General features: G+C 47.7%; 2 tRNA genes and 2 rRNA genes. All 4 read left to right on the top strand.

The features are described 5' to 3' along the window. Window positions 1-86 precede the first annotated feature (86 nt). A tRNA-Ile gene (locus FC77_RS07400) sits at window positions 87-161 on the top strand. Between the two features lie 50 nt (window positions 162-211). Then, window positions 212-284: transfer RNA gene (locus tag FC77_RS07395), tRNA-Ala, on the top strand. Between the two features lie 120 nt (window positions 285-404). Beyond that, window positions 405-3,322: ribosomal RNA gene (locus FC77_RS07390) — 23S ribosomal RNA — on the top strand. A 77-nt stretch (window positions 3,323-3,399) separates the two neighbouring features. Further along, window positions 3,400-3,516 (top strand): 5S ribosomal RNA (rrf, locus tag FC77_RS07385). The last annotated feature ends 3 nt before the right edge of the window (window positions 3,517-3,519 follow it).

Here is a 3,519-nt window from a genome sequence, read left to right as displayed (position 1 = left end):
GAAGCAAACGGAAGCACACGAAAGAAACTTTGTTTAGTTTTGAGGGTAGTACCTCAAACGATTTGAATAAAAAAGAAGCGTAAATCGGGCCTATAGCTCAGCTGGTTTAGAGCGCACGCCTGATAAGCGTGAGGTCGATGGTTCAAGTCCATTTAGGCCCATAGACATAATGAGCGATAAGCGATAGAATTGTGTCTGCCTAATGGTAATTGGGGGCTTAGCTCAGATGGGAGAGCACCTGCTTTGCACGCAGGAGGTCATCGGTTCGAACCCGTTAGCCTCCATCGGATCTGTAAAAGGATCCATGGTTAGTACATTGAAAACTGAATATAATCCAAATAAAAACCGAGACAATCATTGAAGAACAGATTGTAGAGCGACCGAGAAGAGCGATCTTAAAGTAAGGTCAAGTAGACAAGGGCGCACGGTGAATGCCTAGGCACTAGCAGCCGAAGAAGGACGTGACGAACTACGAAAAGCTTCGGGGAGTTGTAAGTAAACTAAGATCCGGAGATGTCCAAATGGGGAAACCCAATGCAGTGATGCATTATTACTAGCCGAATAGATAGGCTGGTAAAGGAAGACGCAGTGAACTGAAACATCTAAGTAGCTGCAGGAAGAGAAAGAAAAATCGATTTCCTTAGTAGCGGCGAGCGAAGAGGAAAGAGCCTAAACCAAGTGATTTATCATTTGGGGTAATAGGACTGCGATGTAGGAGCGCAAGTAATAGCAGAACTATCTGGGAAGGTAGGCCAGAGAGGGTGAGAGCCCCGTAAGCGAAATTATGAGCGCACTTAGCAGTATCCTGAGTAGGCCGGAACACGAGGAATTCCGGTTGAATTAGCGAGGACCATCTCGTAAGGCTAAATACTAGCTAGTGACCGATAGTGAACCAGTACCGTGAGGGAAAGGTGAAAAGAACCCCGGAAGGGGAGTGAAAAAGAACCTGAAACCGTGTGTCTACAAATAGTCAAAGCACATTAAAGTGCGATGGCGTGCCTTTTGTAGAATGAACCGGCGAGTTACGTTAATTAGCGAGGTTAAATCAGAAAAGATGGAGCCGGAGCGAAAGCGAGTCTGAAGAGGGCGAGATAGTTAGTTGATGTAGACCCGAAACCAAGTGACCTATCCATGATCAGGTTGAAGGTGTGGTAAAACGCACTGGAGGACCGAACCCGTGTAAGTTAAAAATTGCTGGGATGAATTGTGGATAGCGGTGAAATTCCAAACGAACTTGGAGATAGCTGGTTCTCTCCGAAATAGCTTTAGGGCTAGCCTCGAAGAAAGGATAATGGAGGTAGAGCTCTGTTTGGACGAAGGGCCCGTCAGGGGTTACTGAATCCAGATAAACTGCGAATACCATGTATCTATCTTCGGGAGTCAGACTGCGAGTGATAAGATCCGTAGTCGAAAGGGAAACAGCCCAGATCACCAGTTAAGGTCCCAAAATCTATGCTAAGTGGAAAAGGATGTGGAGTTGCGTAGACAACTAGGATGTTGGCTCAGAAGCAGCCATCATTGAAAGAGTGCGTAATAGCTCACTAGTCGAGTGACGCTGCGCCGAAAATTTACCGGGGCTAAGCATAGTACCGAAACTGTGGATGTAGTGGAAGACACTACGTGATAGGAGAGCGTTCTAAAGGCGGTGAAGTTTGACCGTGAGGACAAATGGAGCTTTTAGAAGTGAGAATGCCGGTATGAGTAACGAAAGATAGGTGAGAATCCTATCCACCGAATGACTAAGGTTTCCTGGGGCAGGTTCGTCCGCCCAGGGTAAGTCGGGACCTAAGACAAGGCCGAGAGGCGTAGCCGATGGGGAACAGGTAGAGATTCCTGTACTGCATTTAATCGTTAAGAGCAAAGGAGCGACGCAGGAGATAAAGAACGCATGGTGCTGGAAATCCATGTTTAAGCGTTAAGTATGAGAATGAGTCAAATGCTTATTTTCGTGAAGTACGAGGCGTGATAAGGAGCGAAATTAAAGTAGCGAAGGTTCTATAGTCACACTGCCAAGAAAAACTTCTAGCCAGAGAGAATGTACCCGTACCGTAAACCGACACAGGTAGTCGAATAGAAAATACTAAGGTGAGCGAGAGAACTCTCGTTAAGGAACTCGGCAAAAAGACCCCGTAACTTCGGAAGAAGGGGTGCTGACTAGAGATAGTCAGCCGCAGTGAATAGGCCCAAACAACTGTTTATCAAAAACACAGGTCTTTGCAAAATCGTAAGACGACGTATAAGGGCTGACACCTGCCCGGTGCTGGAAGGTTAAGAAGAGAGCTTAGTGCTTAAAGCACGAAGGTTTGAATTGAAGCCCCAGTAAACGGCGGCCGTAACTATAACGGTCCTAAGGTAGCGAAATTCCTTGTCGGGTAAGTTCCGACCTGCACGAAAGGTGTAATGATTTGGGCACTGTCTCAACGAGAGACTCGGTGAAATTATAATACCAGTGAAGATGCTGGTTACCCGCGACAGGACGGAAAGACCCCATGGAGCTTTACTGTAGCTTGATATTGGGTATCTGTTAAAGATGTACAGGATAGGTAGGAGCCAAGGAAGATAGAACGCTAGTTTTATCAGAGGCAATGTTGGGATACTACCCTTGTTTGATGGATACTCTAACCTAGACCTGTAAGCCAGGTCAGGGACAGTGTCAGGTAGGCAGTTTGACTGGGGCGGTCGCCTCCTAAAGAGTAACGGAGGCGCCCAAAGGTTCCCTCAGAATGGTTGGAAATCATTCACAGAGTGTAAAGGTATAAGGGAGCTTGACTGCGAGAGAGACAACTCGAGCAGGGACGAAAGTCGGGCTTAGTGATCTGGTGGTACCGCATGGAAGGGCCATCACTCAACGGATAAAAGCTACCCTGGGGATAACAGGCTTATCTCCCCCAAGAGTTCACATCGACGGGGAGGTTTGGCACCTCGATGTCGGCTCGTCGCATCCTGGGGCTGAAGTTGGTCCCAAGGGTTGGGCTGTTCGCCCATTAAAGCGGCACGCGAGCTGGGTTCAGAACGTCGTGAGACAGTTCGGTCCCTATCCGTCGTGGGCGCAGGAAATTTGAGAGGAGCTGTCCTTAGTACGAGAGGACCGGGATGGACATACCGCTGGTGTACCAGTTGTCTTGCCAAAGGCATCGCTGGGTAGCTATGTATGGACAGGATAAGCGCTGAAAGCATCTAAGTGCGAAGCCTCCCTCAAGATGAGATTTCCTATTGCATAAGCAAGTAAGACACCTCAAAGACTAAGAGGTAGATAGGCTGGAAGTGGAAGAGTCGTGAGACTCGGAGCAGACCAGTACTAATCAGTCGAGGACTTGACCAAAAGCGAAACAATCTGGTTAAGGTTTTTATGAGTGGATTATATTTAGTTTTGAGCGTAGTAGCTCAAAGAGAGAAAAGTACGGTGGCAAAAGTAAGAAGGATACACCTGTTTCCATGCCGAACACAGAAGTTAAGCTTCTTCGCGCCGAGAGTAGTTGGTGGGAGACTGCCTGCGAGGGTAGGTAGCTGCCGTGCTTT

It is taken from the genome of Lactobacillus acetotolerans DSM 20749 = JCM 3825, from assembly GCF_001436775.1.
GTDB lineage: Bacteria > Bacillota > Bacilli > Lactobacillales > Lactobacillaceae > Lactobacillus > Lactobacillus acetotolerans.
Note: the sequence above shows the minus strand (reverse complement) of the source record. Positions and strands in the feature narration are given on the sequence as shown.